Origin of the sequence: Candidatus Methanomassiliicoccus intestinalis Issoire-Mx1 (assembly GCF_000404225.1) — an archaeon.
In the GTDB taxonomy this organism is placed as follows: domain Archaea; phylum Thermoplasmatota; class Thermoplasmata; order Methanomassiliicoccales; family Methanomassiliicoccaceae; genus Methanomassiliicoccus_A; species Methanomassiliicoccus_A intestinalis.
This window is the reverse complement of record NC_021353.1, coordinates 1760631-1778877: the sequence shown is the minus strand read 5'-3', so window position 1 is coordinate 1778877 and position 18247 is coordinate 1760631. Positions and strand designations below refer to the sequence as shown.

21 protein-coding genes and 1 tRNA gene are annotated in these 18247 nt (G+C 42.5%); 7 read left to right on the top strand and 15 right to left on the bottom strand.

All coding sequences use genetic code 11. From position 1 onward, the window contains the following. Positions 1–16 precede the first annotated feature (16 nt). On the top strand, positions 17–1267 hold the full coding sequence (locus H729_RS08585; protein ID WP_020449614.1) for a methanogenesis marker 16 metalloprotein: 1251 nt from the start codon (positions 17–19) through the stop codon (positions 1265–1267). Here H729_RS08585 and H729_RS08580 read toward each other — a convergent pair. The 7 genes from H729_RS08580 to H729_RS08550 all read right to left on the bottom strand — a co-directional run bounded on the left by H729_RS08580 (position 1236) and on the right by H729_RS08550 (position 7136). Further along, positions 1236–1793 (bottom strand): thiamine pyrophosphate-dependent enzyme, encoded by a 558-nt coding sequence (locus tag H729_RS08580; protein WP_020449613.1) that lies wholly within the window; start codon positions 1791–1793, stop codon positions 1236–1238. The two genes, H729_RS08585 and H729_RS08580, sit on opposite strands and share 32 nt — an antisense overlap. Continuing rightward, entirely contained in the window at positions 1790–2296 is a 507-nt protein-coding gene (comD, locus tag H729_RS08575) for a sulfopyruvate decarboxylase subunit alpha (protein ID WP_020449612.1), read from the bottom strand. The genes H729_RS08580 and comD overlap by 4 nt, the downstream gene beginning before the upstream one ends. After that, complete coding sequence (locus tag H729_RS08570) at positions 2290–2943, bottom strand: (Fe-S)-binding protein (protein ID WP_048134100.1); 654 nt, start codon at positions 2941–2943, stop codon at positions 2290–2292. Before H729_RS08570 ends, comD begins: the two co-directional genes overlap by 7 nt. After that, positions 2915–3613, bottom strand: a complete 699-nt coding sequence (locus H729_RS08565; protein ID WP_048134623.1) for a GTP-binding protein — start codon at positions 3611–3613, stop codon at positions 2915–2917. Before H729_RS08565 ends, H729_RS08570 begins: the two co-directional genes overlap by 29 nt. After that, a complete protein-coding gene (locus H729_RS08560) occupies positions 3610–4374 on the bottom strand; it encodes an ATP-binding cassette domain-containing protein (RefSeq protein WP_020449609.1) in 765 nt (254 codons plus the stop codon). The genes H729_RS08565 and H729_RS08560 overlap by 4 nt, the downstream gene beginning before the upstream one ends. After that, positions 4367–5578: a cysteate synthase gene (locus tag H729_RS08555; protein ID WP_020449608.1), complete on the bottom strand. Its 1212-nt coding sequence runs from the start codon at positions 5576–5578 to the stop codon at positions 4367–4369. The genes H729_RS08560 and H729_RS08555 overlap by 8 nt, the downstream gene beginning before the upstream one ends. Positions 5579–5681: 103 nt before the next feature. Next, positions 5682–7136: a DNA-directed DNA polymerase II small subunit gene (locus H729_RS08550; RefSeq protein ID WP_020449607.1), complete on the bottom strand. Its 1455-nt coding sequence runs from the start codon at positions 7134–7136 to the stop codon at positions 5682–5684. A gap of 53 nt (positions 7137–7189) precedes the next feature. Between H729_RS08550 and H729_RS08545 the strand changes: the two genes are divergently transcribed. After that, positions 7190–7567 carry an RNA-binding domain-containing protein gene (locus H729_RS08545; RefSeq protein ID WP_020449606.1) on the top strand — a complete coding sequence of 126 codons (378 nt, stop codon included), beginning with the start codon at positions 7190–7192 and terminating at the stop codon, positions 7565–7567. Further along, positions 7564–8316, top strand: a complete 753-nt coding sequence (locus tag H729_RS08540) for a sugar phosphate isomerase/epimerase family protein (RefSeq protein WP_020449605.1) — start codon at positions 7564–7566, stop codon at positions 8314–8316. The genes H729_RS08545 and H729_RS08540 overlap by 4 nt, the downstream gene beginning before the upstream one ends. Here H729_RS08540 and H729_RS08535 read toward each other — a convergent pair. Beyond that, entirely contained in the window at positions 8306–9535 is a 1230-nt protein-coding gene (locus H729_RS08535; RefSeq protein WP_020449604.1) for a CPBP family glutamic-type intramembrane protease, read from the bottom strand. The genes H729_RS08540 and H729_RS08535 overlap by 11 nt on opposite strands. Before the next feature lie 59 nt (positions 9536–9594). On the opposite strand from H729_RS08535, the gene cyaB reads away from it, so the two are divergent. Continuing rightward, entirely contained in the window at positions 9595–10167 is a 573-nt protein-coding gene (cyaB, locus tag H729_RS08530; RefSeq protein WP_020449603.1) for a class IV adenylate cyclase, read from the top strand. Here cyaB and H729_RS08525 read toward each other — a convergent pair. Beyond that, a complete protein-coding gene (locus tag H729_RS08525) occupies positions 10154–10408 on the bottom strand; it encodes a hypothetical protein (RefSeq protein WP_020449602.1) in 255 nt (84 codons plus the stop codon). The two genes, cyaB and H729_RS08525, sit on opposite strands and share 14 nt — an antisense overlap. Positions 10409–10591: 183 nt before the next feature. Between H729_RS08525 and H729_RS10075 the strand changes: the two genes are divergently transcribed. Then, complete coding sequence (locus tag H729_RS10075) at positions 10592–10729, top strand: hypothetical protein (RefSeq protein ID WP_172618693.1); 138 nt, start codon at positions 10592–10594, stop codon at positions 10727–10729. Beyond that, entirely contained in the window at positions 10719–11792 is a 1074-nt protein-coding gene (locus H729_RS08520) for a M20 family metallopeptidase (RefSeq protein WP_172618692.1), read from the top strand. The genes H729_RS10075 and H729_RS08520 overlap by 11 nt, the downstream gene beginning before the upstream one ends. A gap of 3 nt (positions 11793–11795) precedes the next feature. Here the strand turns inward: H729_RS08520 and H729_RS08515 are convergent. The 4 genes from H729_RS08515 to H729_RS08500 form a co-directional block, all read right to left on the bottom strand. Continuing rightward, a tRNA-Asn gene (locus tag H729_RS08515) sits at positions 11796–11892 on the bottom strand. A 272-nt stretch (positions 11893–12164) separates the two neighbouring features. Continuing rightward, positions 12165–12866: an anaerobic ribonucleoside-triphosphate reductase activating protein gene (locus tag H729_RS08510; protein ID WP_020449600.1), complete on the bottom strand. Its 702-nt coding sequence runs from the start codon at positions 12864–12866 to the stop codon at positions 12165–12167. Positions 12867–12870: 4 nt separating this feature from the next. Further along, positions 12871–13140 (bottom strand): hypothetical protein, encoded by a 270-nt coding sequence (locus H729_RS08505; protein WP_020449599.1) that lies wholly within the window; start codon positions 13138–13140, stop codon positions 12871–12873. A gap of 848 nt (positions 13141–13988) precedes the next feature. Continuing rightward, positions 13989–14237, bottom strand: coding sequence for a hypothetical protein (locus H729_RS08500; RefSeq protein ID WP_147554426.1), 249 nt, complete (start codon positions 14235–14237; stop codon positions 13989–13991). A gap of 97 nt (positions 14238–14334) precedes the next feature. On the opposite strand from H729_RS08500, the gene H729_RS08495 reads away from it, so the two are divergent. Continuing rightward, the gene (locus H729_RS08495) at positions 14335–14688 is read left to right on the top strand and encodes a hypothetical protein (RefSeq protein ID WP_147554425.1); all 354 of its coding nucleotides are present in this window, start codon (positions 14335–14337) and stop codon (positions 14686–14688) included. A 1182-nt stretch (positions 14689–15870) separates the two neighbouring features. On the opposite strand, the gene nadC is transcribed toward H729_RS08495, so the two are convergent. Further along, positions 15871–16671: a carboxylating nicotinate-nucleotide diphosphorylase gene (gene nadC / locus H729_RS08485; protein ID WP_020449596.1), complete on the bottom strand. Its 801-nt coding sequence runs from the start codon at positions 16669–16671 to the stop codon at positions 15871–15873. Continuing rightward, positions 16671–17921, bottom strand: coding sequence for an MBL fold metallo-hydrolase (locus H729_RS08480; protein WP_020449595.1), 1251 nt, complete (start codon positions 17919–17921; stop codon positions 16671–16673). Before H729_RS08480 ends, nadC begins: the two co-directional genes overlap by 1 nt. Positions 17922–18247: the final 326 nt, after the last annotated feature.

Genomic DNA, 18247 nt, shown 5'->3' with positions numbered 1-18247 from the left:
CGTACTTGTGATTCAGATGACCATTCGTACTTACAGTGAAATTAAAAGGAAACTATCAGCCGGCGAAGCGGTGGTGATGACCGCTCAGGAAATAAAAAACTGTACTGAAAAAGAAGCAGCGGAGGCTGATGTAGTAACCACAGGTACCAGGGGAGTGATGAGCGGTACATATGGAGTATTTACAATTCCTATCAAAAGTTCAAAGTTTTCGAAGGCAACATCGCTTTCCCTTAATGGAATATGTGCTTATCCAGGTCCCTGCCCTAATGAAAATCTAAATTTGATTGAAGCTGTTGTGTTCGGTACGGCATCTGCCGGGAACTACGGGGCCGGCATGCTTTTCAGAGATATGCTGGAGAATGAGCCTGTTCATGTAGAGGCAGTTTCTAAAGATGGTAAACAGATCTCGGAAGAGGTATTCTTTGAAGACATGCCTTATGCAAAATTAATGTCCACAAGAAATGCTTTCAGAAATTATTCTGCAATGACCAATCCTCTTGATCATGCGCTTACAACTATCTTTCATGCTTTAGATTTTCCTTCAAATTATAAAGAATTAACATTTTCAGGCTGCGGTTCTATAAATCCTATTCAGAATGATCCTTCTCTGGAGACCATAGGCATAGGAACAAAAGTACTTATGAACGGAGCAGAGGGTTTTGTCACAGGAACTGGAACAAGATCCACAGCGCAGTCGCCGAATCTCACTGCCTGTGCGGATATGAAAGAAATGAATCCTGATTATATGGGCGGGTTCATGACTTCAGAGGGTCCGGAATGCATAGTCTCCTGGGGAGTGCCGATACCGATACTCAACGACTCCCTGCTCAAAGACGTCAGAATACTGGATGAACAGATACAGCTGCCGCTTTTAGATGTTTCAGTGAGAAAACCTATCGCATACATTGATTATGGAAAACTCTGGAACGAAGTGTCTCTTTCTGTAAAAGTTCATGCGGATAAGTGCAGGAAATGTGAACTCTGCAGAGTTGTAAATTCATGTCCTATGTCTGCTGTATCAGATGCTCCGGACATTAACAGACACAGGTGCTTTAACTGCGGGCTGTGTTCTACGATCTGTCCTGATGTGTTTAGTGCTGACTTAGGAAGTGTGGATGTAAATATAGATGGGATTATGAGAAATATCCCTGTGGCCTGCAGACAGTCAGACCGCGCCAGAGCTTTGAAGATTTCCAGAGAGCTTAAATCACGGCTTTTGGATAAGACATTCGTGCTTACTGAACCGGTCGAGAAACTGCGGCCATGAAATTTTTCTTAATCTCTTCAGGGCTGTACGGCACCAGGGGAGCTTTAGAGTTTCCAGTTTCTATTTTTACTACAATTACTCCTTTTTTGATATTATTTAATGCGGCAGAGAGCTCTTCTTTTTCCTGAACTTCCAGTACACATGAGACTCCAGCTCCGATGGCTATCTTAGACAAGCTTCCATTTCTGCTGAGTGAGGTAGGCTGTGAACCGGTGGAGCCGTATGCGCCGTTGTCTAAGATAATCAAAACATAATTATCAAGATTCAATGAACCGATTGTTGCCAGAGAGCCGAGGTTCATCAGAATGGCGCCGTCTCCATCGATGGATATGACTTTTTTATGAGGTGCTGCCACAGCCACACCAAGACCGATGGATGATGACATTCCCATTGAACCCAGCATGTAGAATGTTTCGGGACGGTCGCCTACGCTGCAAAGCTCCCTGCAGGGAAATCCGATGTTGCAGATAATCAGAGCATCTCTGCATTTGGAAGCAATAATCTCCAGAGCGTCTATTCGTTTCATTCAGGCACCTTCCAGTAAGACGGTTTCACCAGAATGGCGCTGGGCTTCTGCAATGATTCAGCACGTTTCCATGCACTCAAAACAGCTTTCTTTCCGTCATCGCCTTCTTTAATTTCCAAATACGGAATGCCGAGATCTTCAAGAAGGGGAATTGTCAACTGTCCCATCGGAATCTGGGCGCATATGGATTCATTTTCTACTCCGCGGTGGCTCATGATCATAAGCAGCGGGATATGATACAACAGATCCAGCGATGCAAGTGCGTTAATGGAATTTCCCAGTCCTGAATTCTGCATTATCAGTGCAGCATTCATTCCGCCGAGATAGGCACCGGCGCAGATTCCCACACCCTCTTCTTCCCTGGATACTGCAATATGCTTTATTTCAGAGGAATCTATGCAGTCCAAGAGAGCTGAAAGATTGACGCAGGGGACGCTGGCGGCGAGTCCGATCCTGCAGGATTTTAATCCTTCCAGAATTTCTGCAGCTTTCGTCATTACCATACCTTAAGGTCAATGCCTTCAATCCTTATTTTTCTGCCTTCTATGCTGACTACAATGCCGGAATGGACTTTTCCCATCATGCAGTGGTCGGGAAGAAATCTCACAGTTTCGCATACTTTTGGAACTGTGCCTTTTCCCACAATGCCTTCAAACGCAGCTACCATGCATATTCCGATATCAAGCGGTTCAAAGCCGTCATCTCCTATGAGGTTCCTCGGACCGATCATATGGACGGTTAGAATGCCGTGAGATACATTTAGCACCTTTGCAAAATGAGTTATGGGGCATCCGAGCGGACGATACTTGATCACATCGTTTTCTGAAATTTCAATATCCCTGTCCATTGGGAACAGGTCCTCTCTGCAGGAAGGCTCTCCTGGAAGAGGAAGTATGGTGAACGAAGCTCTGACACCGTCAACAACGCCGCGTATCTCTTCTTCTGCATCAGGATTTTCAAGCAGGCTGATTATCTTTTCTCTGTTTTCTTTGAATCTGTCCTGAAGAAGAAACGGACATTTTTCAAAATCATGATTTAATTTCAAATAATCTGCAAAATCACTGCATGTCTTGAATCCGCATTTGCCGCAGTTATAGCCTGGAAGAAGTTCCTCTAACACATCATTCACCGCGGTAATCTGTAAATCCATCCATTCTCCGCAGCACGCCACGCTGGTGCTCTTTGCCTATTCTCGTCTCTCCAGCGCACAATGTGCATATGGAAAAAGGGGGATTATTTCTCAGTCTCATATCTGAAGACACATCTTTTGAACGGGAGACGATTTCTGCCAGCTCTGCAGACCCTTTGCCGGTAAGACCGTTGGCTTCAATCGGTGTGCATGTTGGATTAGCTTCCAGAACTCTTTCTCTGAAAACTTCTCTTTCAGCCTGCGAGACCATATCTCCTTTGGTCATCATCACAACATCGGCGGAAGTCATCAAAGGTCCTACTTTCAATGGATTGTTAGGGCCTGATGTGATGTCAATCACACATACTGCCAGGCAGTCATTTGGATAGGGAGCGCATCTCAGGCATAATCCTGCAGTTTCATTGAGAAGAATATCTGAACCGTTATCACGGGCCCAGGAAATCATGTCTTCCGTATTGTATATTGCAAAGTGGTCGGGACACATGTCTTTGGAGAGTGCAGCCTTGACAGGGACTCCCAGCCTGCTCAGTCTTTTATCATCTTCAGTCCACAGGCAGTCAACCTTTACAATGGAGGGATGCATTCCAAAACTGATCAGCGCATTTGTAAGGGAAGACAGCACGGAGGTCTTGCCGGATCCAGGAGTGCCGGCGATAACAGTAAATTTCAGATTAATTCCTCCACTGTTTCTCCGCGACGTATCGTTTCTCTGAGCATGATCATCTTCTCATCCAACTCGGCTAGTCTGCTGCACATCTCGCGTTCTCCGTCTGATCTTTCAATGATTTTTACCATTCCGCCGTTCTCCATGACTATGCGCTTTTCTGTCAGAAGGGCCAGCACTGGATCGTGAGTGACGACAATTACGATTTTTCCTTCTCCGGACAGCAGCTTAAGGGCTTCTTGTTTTCTTATTCCCGCGTTCTCTATTTCATCGATAAGCACAATGGGGGAATCGCTGATTCTGGCAATATCGGCAGTCATAAGCGCCCGGGATTGCCCGCCGCTCAATGCTGTCAAATGATTTTCAGGTCCCAGAGGCTCTCCGCAGAGTGTATTTGCAATTTCAATAACTTCATCAGAGATCGTTTCAGGCTTTCCGCGGCTTTTGGCGTGCATCTTTAGAAATTCATCAACTTTCATATCTGCGAGAAAATGCATGTTCTGGGACAGCTGCGCCACCAGTTTCTTTCGGGGATCGGAGCGAAGGCTGTTCTCAGGCACTGCATCGTCAATCAGGATATGTCTTTTAGACTGAGTATCTCCCTGTGCGAGTTGTTCAATATCGCTTATGAGTGTGCTTTTTCCCGATCCGGTAGGACCGACTACTCCTATAATTTCTCCTTTGCGTATTCTCACATTTTCTACAAGGTCGCAGTTGTCGTCCTTGTCATTCCCGCCCAGGATGGTAAGAAAATTTATCTCATGCATATATGCTGGCCTCCAGCTTATTTACGATCCTCTTGGAGATCTCATTGATATCCGCATCATCTGGTTTTACAGTGATATCTGGATTAAGATATTTTATTGATTTCTCTTTTTTATACAATGCCTCTCCGCCGCCAGTTATGTTAAGCAGAACAATGTCATTTTTGTTTATTTTTCCTGTTTCATAATTATTAATTAATGCTGCTACGGCGATAGCGGCCGCATTCATGATATCGACACCTTCAGCTTTGTAAAATATCTGTGATGCTTTTTCAGCTTGTTCATTAGTCATTCCGTCAATTGTGCCGCTGGTGGCAGCCAAAGCTTCAGCAACTCCGCCTGGAACACTGTAAGGAGGCTTTCTGTTAAACAAAACACCATCATACATTCCCCTGGGGCAGTCTTTGCTGTATGTCCCGCCGTGAACAGAATTAAACAGGGGAGCACAGGGAACATTCTGTGCCAATTTGAGCACCGGAAGTTTGTTTCCAAAGCGCCCGTCATTGATCAGCCTCATCGAAGCTTCCCAGGCAGATATTCCGCCGGTTCCGCTGCCGACTGCCTGGAAATAGTAATCTGGAATCCTCTTAATTTTAGATGCTGCATCCAGCATGACTGTGCCCATGCCGTCTCTTCTGGCAATATTCTTGGCACCGCCTTCCGGAACAAATTCACTTAATTCACAGATCCGGTCGCTCACCGATATGGCTTCACTGTAATCCCCGTCTACGCATAGAAGAAATATCTTGTCTTCGGGCACGTTTTCTGGAATCCAGAGTTTGGACAGGGAATTCTTAGGCACAACCAGCAGAAGGGGGAGGTCTGCCAGATGGCAGGTGTTGGCGAAAGCTCTGGCAGTGTTGCCTGCAGAAGCCACAGTCAGAATTCTTTTCTCTCTTTTTTCATGAAGCATTTCCACCGTAGGTCCAGCTTCAAGATCCTTAAAACTGCAGGTATCCAGATTTGCATTTATTTCCGGCCAGTATCCGTTAAATGCTATGTATAAATTATTCAGGCCCAGCTCTCTGGATAAACTGCTGCTTTTGTATGTTACACAGCCTCCGTCAAATCCGTTCAGAATGTTATCAACCGGCAGCCAGTCGATAAACTTCCAGATGCCGGGATATGAAGCAATGTTAATCTGAGCATTCTCGTACACTGTACGAGGTAATCCGTTATTCTCATTTGCGAGGCTATATTTTCCCATATGTGCTAGATTTCACCATTTAGTTTATATTTGTTTTATTGCAGTCTGATAAAATCTTCCTGATTGTAATAGAACAGCACTAATATTCTACTGCGGGCACATTTCAGCTGAAATCCACAATCTTGGCTTTGCCGGTTCCAAGATGAACAACTGGAAGTATGGCCGGGTCAGGGCTGAAATTATGCATCTTCTGGAACGATGTCTGGGATTGCCAGGTTGATGCGCAGATGGTAGTGACTCCTTTGTACATGCCAATGCCTGCTCCGTGGATATGGCCTGTAACGAATATGTCTGGAATTTCATCAATGACCAGATGATCCTCTTTTTCCGGGGCCAATGGTGTTTTTCCTCCATACAGGGGAGCCATATGCCTGCGTTTGAGCATCTCGTTCATTGTTTCCAGAGGATTTTCGTATGTCAGTCCTTGTACTGAACTTATCCAGTCATCTAAGCTGCGACCGTGGTATGTCAGAATTCTGCGGCCTTCCAGTTTCATGGTGCAGGGATTTCCGATGAGCATGCAGGACGAATCAAAAATCTCCGAGATGATCTTAGGGAACGTAGGCTGGGGTTCTGCAGGTCTGACCGCATCGTGGTTTCCAGGCTGAATAAGAATCTGAATGCTGTCCGGAACCTCTTTAAGAAGCTCTTCAAGAGTTCTGTACTGCTCAAAAACATCTTCGATCTCAAGCTCTTCTTCCTGACCCGGGAATACGCCGATGCCATCGACCACATCTCCAGGCAGTACAAGATACTGAATCTCGTCTTTACCTTCAGTTTTCAGCCAGTGCATCATATTGTTCCATTCAGTATGAAGGAATGTATTGGAGCCGACATGCACATCAGACATGAACGCCACTGAGGATGTAGAATCGCTCTGCTCCATAACGTTAGTTATCGGGATATCCGGCCTGATCAATTCCTTCAGGACAAGAAGGTCCCCTTTGCTTGTTGATTTTCCAACGATTCCTATCACTTCATCATTGACTATGCTCTCGTTGATGTATTCTGAATCTTTGTGGATGAGCACTGTACATTTTCCCTCATCATCTTCGAGCTCAATGATCTTATGGCCGTTCTTTGTGTTATGCCAGTCAGAGACCATCCCGATGGTTCTTACCTCTCTGTCATACTTTACTGCCTTGGCAACCGGCAGACTTCCAGCCAGCTCATGCCTTCTGGAAAGTATCTTCTTGATCTTCTTGAAGCGGTCGTTGAAACAGCGTGCGAAGTCGTTGACTGTACCTTCGCAGGTGGAATTTCCAGTAATGTCGTGTATGATCTCAATATCACTGCTTTTCGGCCTGGCCATGACTGAAGGTGATTTCCGCAGCTCTTCCAGAACTGGATTTACCTGTACTTTAGGAATGGCAGACGGATGAATGCTGGAATAGGCCCTGACATGATCTGCAGTAAGAACCAGCGGGTGCTGGGTCATAGATGCCAATATGGACCGTACATATGCGGCAGGATCAGCCTGGGCCAATACAAGTTCTGCGGCCTCGGGATCCAAGAGAATGCCTTCATTTAGTAATTCATCCAGCACACGGTCTCTCATATCCTCCGCATTCTTCTCTAAATACTTATATGCCTCGGCAGTTAGAGTGTATTATGATTGTTACCGCTGAATGTGAATGCCATCCCACCGAAGAAAAAGAAAAAGTATGTCAGGCAATGCACAACATCTTTCCAGAGGGAGAGATAACCGGTGATGAGCATCTCACACTGGTCTGTGAGTCTGGGGAAAAGCTTCGAAATCTTATCTGGGATACGCAGATCAGGGATTCTGCAAGGTCTGTGCTCCTCAGGGGAAGAACGGACGATTCAATCCATTTTACACTTAACAAACAGGCTGCATTCATGGGGAAGATCTCATTTCAGGATGAGCACTCTGCATTAGGCAATATTTCAGTTGTAATCAGAGATGACAACATTGATGAGGTAATTGATTACCTGGCTGAGAGTACTATTAAGGAGGAAGATGAATGATCGCCGTCTCTTCTCCATACTTTTCTCACTTTTCATTCCGCAGCATGCTGGAAAAGATCTCTTCAGAATTTTCATCCTGGGAAATCGTGGCGGAAGGAAGACACAGCCTCCCCGATATTGAAACTGATTTTTTGGAATACGCACCATCTTACGATCTTTCATTTTCTGTACATACCCCGATGAGCGACATCAACATCGGCTCTCTTAACAGAAACATGCTGGAAGCTTCCCTGAATGAGCTGATATCCTGTATGAGATCGTGCAATAAGCTGGGTATCGAAGTTGCCACTGTTCATCCTGGGTTCATGTCGCCTCTGGGAATGGTTGATAAGTCGAAGGTAATAGACATCACGAAAGCTTCTTTATTCAGACTGGAAGCTGAAGCCGCTGAGCTGGGTGTAAAAATAGCCTTTGAAAATATGCCGGCCTGTCCAATGTGCATGGGCACAGTGCCAGAAGATCTGCTCAGTCTGCTGGAAGGTACTGAACTGGGAATCTGCTTTGATATCGGTCATGCCAATACGACAGACACAGTACAAGAATTTCTGAGTCTGAAAGACAGGTTTGTAAATGTGCACATACATGACAATATGGGCGTTTCCGATGAGCATCTGCCTATTGGAAAGGGAACAGTTGATTTCCCGGCAGTATTAGAAGCCCTGGGATCCAGAAGATATGTAATAGAATCCCGCGGGTGGGATGATGCACTGGAGTCCAGAGATGTACTGAAGAAGCTGCTTAATTTTTAAATCTGCATCTTGTACACACCAGTTCTCCATTTTCAAACACTGCGGAATCGTTTCCGCAGTTTTTACACCTGAATCCAATTGTATTCGGTTCAGGCTCTGAATGCATTTCTTGAACGGGCTCTTCTTCCGGCAACGGGCACTCATCGGCAGCTAAAGGCTGAGCAACTCCCTTTGGTTTTTCTATGCTTTTTGATATCCACTTTGATACTTTGTATGCATAGTTAGCTAGGTATGGAATTCCGAACAGAACCATCAGCAGAGAAACTAGTCCTGCGATCAATAAGAATGCAGGGTTGTCGTTCATGCTTGTTGAAAATCCGATCAGGTTATTGATTGCATGGAATGATATGGATGCATATAGTCCGTATTTCAGGAACAGATAGCCCATTGCAAGTCCTGCAACTGTAGCAGGAATTATCTTGTAAACATCCCATCCGCCTAAATGGGCATAGCCGAACATAATTGATGAGATCAGCAGAAATAATATCTCTTTTGATCCGAAGCTGAAACCTCCTCCGAGAATATACCGTTTCAGAGGTTTCCTTTCGTATTTCTTGTTGACAGCATTCAGCACTAAGTCGACTACCAGCAGAGGAATTCCAATCAAAAGTACTCTGGAGATGAGCTCCTCCCATACAGGAGCTTCTGCTGCACTGAATAATATCTGCCATTTTGCATCATCGTCAACTGACGGGGAGTGTGAGGTTTGCCCGGTCAATGCTGGAATTACGACCTGGATAATTATCGAGACCAGAACTGAGACCATGATAAGGGTACATACTGTATACAGCGGACTGTGCTCTTTGACAGGTTTCATCGTCAGCTCCCTGACAAATGTGGTTTTGCTCCTCATTATCAGAACTGCAAAGCTTGCCAGTATCATCACGATGAAAAATATGTAAAAAATAAACAGAGAATTGTCAAGTGTAAACAGCGGTGTAACTCCATTGAGGATGATAAATATCGAAAAAGAGTGATTCCACGCTTCTGCCACTGTGGGAATTCCAAGATACAGTTCAAACAGCAGAACCGCTGCAAGGATGAACATTGCCAGAGAAACAAGCGTCCCCAAGGTGCTTCCGAATGACATTACTGACTGTGTAGTGCTCGGCCGCTGAATTACCGGCTGAGGCAGTACGGTACTTTGTGGAAGCCCACACTTTGTGCAGAAATTGGAATCATCAGGTATCTCATTTCCACAATGAATACAGAATCTCATGGTCCTCACAAACAATGCAGAACATTGCAATGTTCCAGTATGCTGTAAGAAGCAGTTAAATGTATTGGAAACTTGCATTAACTTCCTATTCTATCTTCATCCACATGTTGGAGATTGAAATAAAATCAGCCTGCGATGATCCAGAAGGCGTAGAGAAAATTTTAGAGGATCTAGGCGCTAGATTCAAAGATACGCTTTTTCAGAAAGATATTTACTTTGCACATCCTGCCAGAAACTTTGTGGAAACAGATGAAGCCTTGAGGCTCAGGAATGAAAACGGTTCATTCACTCTTCATTACAAAGGTCCTAAGCTGGATAAAGATACCAAAACCAGGGAAGAATTGGGGGTTCCAATTTCAGAACCGGAAATTCTCATTAAAATTCTAAACAATCTTGGATTCACACAAGCTGCCATAGTTGAGAAAAATAGAAAAACATACGATTTAGAGGGTATAGAAGTTGCAATAGATAATGTAACAAATTTAGGCAATTTTGTAGAATTGGAAATCCAGGACGAAGATCTTGAAGAAGCAAAAGCTAGATTGTTTGAATTGATGAATAAACTAAAATTAAGAAAAACAATTAGGAGTTCGTATCTGGAACTCCTTGAAAAAGGATTCAGATCGAACTAACCTGGTTTGCGATGAATTCTTTTATTTCAGTCTCATCAGGAATAGTTACAGACTTCTTATATCTCTCGGTTCCATCGCGGAGAGTGTAGCCACGGGATATAGAGATGAACTCTGATTCTTCTCCGTCTTTCGAGATCGCCTTCTTCCTAGCTATTTCTATGAAATTGCTCTTTCCAAAGGGGATCTTCTCCGATCTTACTGTCTCAAATTCGACGTTGCGTTCTGCACGTTCATCGGTCATTTTGTATAACCCTCCGATATTAGAAATAGACGTATAATGATGTAAAGATTTTGGTATGATTTCGTAAAAAAACTACATTGTAGTCGTATTTGTTCACTTTTTTAAAGTATTGTTTTTACAAATTTATCCAGCTGTGAAATATCTGTGATAAGGTATATAGCCTAAGAGCTGGTGTATATTTTGATGACCAAATATTGCACCTCTGCTAACGTTTTAAATTCAAGTGTAGGTCATAAGAAACTCATGCTGGCAAGACTGCAGTGTCAGAATGGCGCAGTTCTGTCTAACTGCAATTTCGGGAGGGGATTCTTTGAGGGATGACTTAGTAAAAACGCTTCAAGAACTCATATTGATTGAGAGCGACCTTCATTCGAACCTGCTGAATGTTGTTCAGTATGTTGCAGACAGGCTGTCTTCAGCCGGGATGGATGTTTCAATCCTGAATTCGGATACATTTCCAGTTCTGACAGCTTCATACGGTAAAGGCGGTATATTACTCTCAGGACATCTCGATACAGTTCCTATTGGATCCGGATGGAGTAGGGATCAAGCTGCAGTAGACGGCAATAGAGTTTACGGCCGTGGATCTGCAGACATGAAAGGAGGATGTGCAGTTATAATCGAATGTGCTGAGTACTTAGTCTCTAAAAAAATTCCAGTTTCAATCTGTTTTACAACTGATGAAGAAGAGCAGATGTACGGTGCGGCACTGCTGGCAGACTCAGAGCTGGTGAAAAACGCTCCTGCGATTATCATATGCGAGCCTACTTCTGTTAAGCTGGTTCATACCGAAAAAGGATTTTTCAGATTCAATATTGTAACCAATGGTACATCTGCGCATGCATCCCAGCCGTGGCTGGGCAGAGATGCCATATTGAAAATGCATTACTGCATAGACAGATTGCTCGATTTAGTAGAAGCGTCATCTCAAAAAAAGACAGGCATGTCGATGTGCATTACCACTATACATGGAGGAGACAAAAACAATGTCGTCACTGACATATGCACAGTGGTGATGGATGTAAGATATCAGCCTCCTACAACACATCACGATGTTCAGGACCTGATAGTCAACAGGCTGCGCGGAGAGTCATACGAACTGACAAGCGAGCTGATTCTGGATGCTTTTGAATCGGATCTGAGTGATCCTCTTGCTGAAGAACTTATCAAATTTCTTAATTCAGATGTCGTAGATATGCCGTATGTCACCGAAGCACCATACTTTGCAAATGTAAATCCGCATGTCTTTATCTGCGGGCCAGGAGACGCACAGCTAGCTCATGTAGTGGATGAATTTGTAGAAATAGAAGAACTTGAAGCAGCATACAACATGCTCATACACGCTGCAGAATTCACATCAAGACAAACAAAAGATAAAAAATAAATGCGCCGTCGAACGGGTTCGAACCGTTGACCTTATGATGACTGTTCCTCTTTCTAAGAGGATTAACAGTCATACGCTCTACCAGCTGAGCTACGACGGCCTGTAGCCTCTCAAATAATCATCAGGTATTTAAGATTTTATATGCTAAACCCCGGTGACATCAATAACTCATGCCGGGAACATGATTGAAGATGAACGATGTGAGTTAAATTGATATATTGAAAACTGGCAGAACTTCCAGCAAGTGGTACGGCAATAGCAGATACTGGACACCTGAGATTGTTCTCATGCTTGATTGTCACATTTCAGACTATTTATATGAATTAACATCAGCCAGTGAACCCGAATGCTGATTTAAAGTTCACTGGAATGCTATACATCTCCTCTTATTGTAACAGTCTTGATAGTTTTCTGTGCAGAATCTGCAAGATTCATGATAATCTCAGATTGATAAGGCTTCAGTTCAGAAAGTGCAGGATCCAAAGTATAATCCGGTCTAAATTGCTGCAGCGCATATTTCTTTGAGCCGGCTAATTCTGATATTATTGAGAGAACATCATCTTCAGACAAAAGTATGGGAACGATCGTAGTACGGAATTCATAGTCAATACCGGATGCTTCAATGAGATCAATGGAACGTTTTATGTTGTCTAATTTAACCTCCACACCAGCGATATCTGAATATTTTTGGTTAAGAGGCGCTTTGACATCCATTGCAATATAATCTACTAGATTTTCTGATATCAAACTCTCAAGCATATCTGGATTTGTTCCGTTCGTATCGAGTTTAACCTTCAAGCCGGTTCTCTTTATTTTTTTCAAAAGATCCGGCAGGTCTTCATGCATTGTAGGCTCTCCTCCGCTGACTACAATGCCATCGAGAAAGTCTTTGTTCTCAGAAATATAGGATTCAATATGCTCCAGCGGGACCTCATCAAACGAGTCTGGATTTAAAACAACATTCTTATTGTGGCAGTACGGACAGCGAAAATTACATCCCGGCAGATATATCGAGGCTACGATATGGCCGTCCCAGTCCAATAAAGACGTCTCAATGAATCCAATGATTTTCATGCAATCACTGTTTAGAAGATTCCTGCTGCATCATCTCTAACTTTCTCTTTTTATGTCCAGCAGGTCCTCCTCTTTCAGTCATTGCTTTTTCCATGCATTCATCACTCTCGCAGATGAAAGCTGCAAATTGAAAATACTTAGCGGGAGCACCGCAAAACTGACATTTTTCCTCTTCAATTTCCATACTATATTGATTGCGCATAAAGTATAGATAAATGATTGATGACTTTATCTGATCTGCTACCGTTGAAGATGCTGCTTCAGATGTGAACATCTCTTAACTCATCACAACGGAGGTCGTTCAAATCTGACATAGTAATCTAATTATGATGATATAGGCTAATTGTTACTAAACCAACCCAATCTAATACTAACAAACATCAGATACTGGTTTTAATCAAGATCAAATACATTCTAGCATGGTTAGACGTATTCCAGCTAAAAGCGCAGTCAGACTCATGCTACCTATAAATTAATCGCCAGACTGGATAAGGCAGTGGAAATAGGTGTCTTCAGCAGTCGCAATGAACTTCTCTTGTATCTCATGAGAAACCACTTAGATCATCTGGAAGATTTAGAAAAATCACAAATGGAATACAAGTATAAACTCTGGAGTCAGCAGAAAAGAAAAGAGTAAGCGCCCTTGATAATGTATAGAAAAACAACAATCAGAAAATACCCGAAAGGGGAGAAGTCAACCTTATGGAGGTGGATGACTCCCATCTCCTTAGGGTTGAATCCTCTGGGAGGAGTGATGTGCTGGCTACTTATGCCAGGATTACTAGAATCCCACGCGGATTCAGAATAGAGATACGTATCGGCAAATTGTCGATAAGTATCGAGATATCATAAGCCATATGACTTACGGTATCAAACTCTAGGCTTTATGCCTCGTCTCCTGAAAAGGAGACGTTACACCTCCATCTTAGTTCTCATATTGTTTTTTGAGCTTATACCTTTTTTGCTTAATGCTGTACTAATTTCTCATACGATTTATTTAAAAATCAAACAATGGTTTATCGTTTGATAATCAGATAGATTCATAAGAGTTGAAAAATAACATAGCAGACGTTAAATCGAAGAAAGAAATCATTATCATAGCCAGATTCATATTAATTTTATTCACTCTTCATTTTCATTATCTAATGAGGACTCTTTCAATCTTCTTTTCTTATCTGCTTCAAACATTTCATACTGTTTGCTGATTTTATCCCTTTCTTCTTTTTCATCCAGGTAGTTTCTGATTAGTCTAACTGTAAAGTCATTTCTCCCTGCATACTGCTCATCATGGATGATCTTGTCAATTTTTGGTACTAATTCAGCAGGCAGCATAACTCTGTACATAACTTTCGGCGGTGACCGTTTGGGCATTATGGTGCATTATCTAATGCTGTGGTATATCGTATGTAGGGCAAATATTTGGTATTGGTACGCAATTTACATTATTAACTATAGCAATACTCTATATATGTCTGAAAAAGAAGACTTCTACATTGAAATTGATGAAGACTTGTACCGTATATGTACCGAACATGCTAAAAAAGAAAATTTTCCATCTGTGGATGAGTTCATCCTGCATACTATGAGATTGATGCTATTGACACTCGAGATGAAAAGACAAGGTTATCAAGACCTCATTGAGTACTTTAAAAAAAATGGATTGACCGATCTGGAGTTGATGGTGTTTACAAAATATGAAAGTGGCAACGATCTTTTAGATATTGCAAAATCATTAAATTTAACAGATGAGGAAGCAGAAGATCTATTGATAGATGCGTATGATAAATTCCAGAAATGTTTTCAATTTGATATCAACGACTGATGAGTAAGTACGGTGAGACAGGTATGGTCAGCTTGTCTCTAATTCTGTATTTTTCCACAGATAATCATGGTTGATTAAGCATCAAAAATGCAATCAAAAAATGCCCAATTGGCGAAGCCAAGCTCAATGGAGGTAGCTTGGTATCCCTTCCATTGGGCTTGGATCCGTGTTGGGTAGGGGGTGAAAGTGCTGATTTCAGCAAAAGTAACTCGTTTCCCGCGTGGATTCAGAGTTAAAATAACTATCGGCAAATTGTCGATAGTTATCGACTGGATCTAATTATCCAGTCAAAGAGTGGTTCACTTTACGAACCCCGCCCTCTTACGAGGACAGCACCTCCACCTTAGTTCTTTTATCGCTTTCTATGCACATATAGCTTTTTTGCTTAACATTTACTACAGGTGTACTTGTTTTTTTAGAATTATATGCAATAACTTTTAATTTATTATTTCTCGGGTAGTCAGGCAGACCAGTTCAAATCTAAATAAATAACATTTTCAAAAAGCGAAAATATAATAAAAAAGGGACTCATTGGTCCCTTTTGCGGAAGGCTAAGCCAGACTCGGTAGGAGTAGTTTGGTCATATCCTACCGTGTCTGGATCTGATCGCAGGAGGTGATTCGCAATGAATTGTTTCCCCAGAGTCAGCATCTGGACTTGTATGGTAATCGATGATTGTACCGTTGCCATACTAGACTGGCACTAAGCTAGTCCGTGTGGTCACGTTACGAACCCCGTCCTCGCAAGAGGGCGGTAACTCCTACATCGCCCACTATCGTATTCTTGCCCTATATATTTTGTTAAAACAAATCATTCTTCTTTTGGTTTTGCTAAAAGAATCGCCCAAGTGCTAAACAAATTTAGTCTCTTCTTTATCTCACTTCACTCTTTATCAGATACTCAGGTTCAGGCACTCGTTTTGCAATGGCCCTATGATCTGTCTGGTCAACATATATTGTATTTTTACCAGAGTTATGAGTCGTTCCTGTTTAGAATACCAATAGTCTCCACTTCATCAAATTTTATTAAGCATGCTTGGAGTCTTAGGAATGGCATCATAGACTGTACTCTTCCATTCCTGAATATGTATAGAATAATCGACATCTTATGTTTGTCTTCTAAATTCTTTATGTCTGATTGGTTCTCTTTCATGTTTACTAATATCTGGTCATGCTCACTTTACTAACACACATCAAGAGAAAAGTGTATGGATCTTACAGAATGTGTTATCCATCCCAGCGAAATGATATCAGCGCATTCATCATACAGCTGTGCGGTTTCCGGCGTGATTGTTCCTGAAACTTCCACAATGATTTTTGAATTTAGTGATTTTATCAAGCTGTAGCATTTTGCAGCTTTCTCAGGAGACATATTGTCCAACAATATAATATCGGCTTCAGACTTCACTGCAGCCTCTGCATCCTCAATGGATTCAACCTCAACTTCTACCTTTTTGGCAAAGGAGAACTTTTTTGCTTTGATTACAGCCTCAGCCACTCCGCCTACAACTGCAATATGATTGTCTTTAATGAGGATCAGATCGTCCAAGCAGAAGCGGTGCGGATCGCCTCCGCCCAGTATAACTGCTTTTTTCTCAAATGACCTGAATCCAGGCGTAGTTTTTCTCGTTGCAGCAACCTTTGCATGAGACAGTTTGGATGAGATGCTGTGTGTAACTGTGGCAATTCCAGACATTCTCATCAGGAAATTAAGAGCAGTGCGCTCAGCAGAAAGGATGGATTTCAGAGAACCGCTCACTTCAAGGATTATATCTCCTTTTTCAACACTTTGACCGTCTGAAACCAAAGCGTTTGTTTTAATGTTGAAATATTGAAAAACAGCTTCTGCTTCGCATATACCGGCTACAACGCAGGGTTCGTTTGCAATGATTGCTGCAGTTCCTGTCAAACTATCATCAATCAGCGCATCTGAAGTTATGTCTCCAAACCCTAAGTCTTCCAGTATATACGATTCAATATTCATCAGAGTTCGAACTCCTCGTTGGTCTTTGGAAGTATTACGTTGAAGTTGCGGTCTCTCAGTTCTTTGGCAAATGGCTCGCGGTCATCCGAATGCATGATCACTACATTTTCCGGGTCGCAGCCTTCTACAAATTTAATCAGGTCATCCTGGCCTGCATGCGCGCTGAGATCAAATTTCTTCAGATTACACTTAACCTTAATCGTCTGCTCAGGCTGATCTCTGGCCAGCTGAATGTTCATAGTGCGGTTATTGAGAAGATTGTAGCCATTTGAAGTTTCTACTTGGAAACCGGTCAGTAGAATTGAACTGTGCGGGTCGTTTTTCACATCATTTATGTATGTCTGAACAGGGCCTCCGTCTAACATACCGCCTGTAGCCACAATGACCTGGGCCTCAGCTCTCGCCTGTTTCCTGTCTCTGGAATAGGTAACTTCTGAAAAACGACGTCTGGATTCTTTCAGATCATGTTCAGACCTGATATATCCGGGGAAAGTTTTGTAGATCTTGGAAATAGATTTTCCCATGCCGTCTACCCACATATTGTATTTAAGATTCTTAAGAATCATCATTACTTCCTGGGTTCTACCGACTGCAAAACAGGGAATTATAGCCTTTCCGCCGTTTTCTACGGTTTCTTTTACGCTTTCGATGAGTTCTCTTTCAGTCTTCTTTCTGTCAGGATGATTTCTGCCGGAGTAAGTACCTTCAATAATCAGATTATCGCACTTAACAGGCTTAGCTCCCTTTACCAGACGCATGTTGCATGTGTGAATGTCCCCGGTAAATACGGTGGTGGAGTCTCCATAAATCTCATACATCGCTGCACCAGGAATATGTCCTGCTGGATATGGTGAAACTTCCAGAGGTCCTATGTCCATGACCTCGGTATAACTCATCGTTGTAAAGTTATTCATCAATTCATCTATGTCATTTTCATTGTAGACTTCTGGATACCCTTCGGCTTTCGCAATCTTTATGGAATCACGCACAAGGAGTTCTGTAACCTTGACAGTCGGCGGTGTTGCTATTATTTCAGTTCCATAGTTCTTTGCGATCCAGGGAAGCATTCCGCAGTGGTCTAAATGGCTGTGTGTTAGGAACACCATATCTGGTTTCGGAGCTGGCAGTGGATAGGTAGGGGGTTTGTCTGCGGCCATGCCGTAGTCAAACAGGAGATTGACATTGTCCTCATGAAGGAGCATCCCCAATTTTCCTACTTCTTCTACGCCTCCAAGAAATTTAAGTTTCATATTTTTACCTCTGAATTACAGTGATTTTAGTTAGTGACCTTTAAAGTGAACGAGGTTACAACAATCATCATCTCTGCGAATTAAACACAGCTTTAGATGATATTCGTAGTTTATCCTCGAATCTTCTCATATCGAGATGAAAAGATTCACGATTTATTTTTATCCTCGCGCATTAAACGATATCAGTATTTTAAGTTGATGATATGATCCAATCTGCTTTCTTTTATTTTCAATCACAGTGTGTTGATGAATCAAAGCTATTCTCATATCTAAAAGTGTATATATATGATATGTTAAAGGTAAAAACGAAGAGAGAGGTCTCAAGC